Source organism: Paludifilum halophilum (assembly GCF_002245355.1).
GTDB classification, from domain to species: Bacteria; Bacillota; Bacilli; order Thermoactinomycetales; family DSM-45169; genus Paludifilum; species Paludifilum halophilum.
The window spans coordinates 1-454 of record NZ_NOWF01000075.1 but is presented as its reverse complement, the minus strand read 5'-3'; the positions used below and the strand labels follow the sequence as shown (position 1 = coordinate 454).

General features: G+C 56.6%; 1 protein-coding gene. It reads left to right on the top strand.

Annotated elements, in window-relative coordinates; translation table 11 throughout:
• Window positions 1–454 (top strand): urate hydroxylase PuuD (locus CHM34_RS18440; protein WP_141201785.1); only part of this gene is annotated, 454 nt, incomplete at both ends.

The following is a 454-nucleotide window of genomic DNA, read 5'->3' as shown; positions in this document are numbered from 1 at the left end:
ATCCTACGCCACGTGGCTGTCGGGTTTCACGCTGCTCTGCATCGTCTACTATGCCGGCGCCGATCTCTACCTGATCGATCCGAATGTGCTCGATGTTTCCGTACCGGTCGCCATTGCGATCTCGATCGGTTCGCTGGCCTTCGGCTGGATCGCCTATAACACCATCTGCAAGTTCATGCTCGGCAAGAGCGATACGCTGCTGATGGTCATTCTCTACTGTATTCTGGTGGTGGTGGCCTGGGGTTATACGCACCTGTTTACAGGCCGCGCCGCCTTCCTGCATCTCGGTGCCTTCACGGCAACCATCATGTCCGCCAACGTGTTCATGATCATCATCCCGAACCAGAAGATCGTGGTGGCGGATCTGATCGCAGGCCGCAAGCCCGATCCGAAATACGGCAAGATCGCCAAGCAGCGTTCGACGCATAACAACTATCTGACGCTGCCTGTTCTG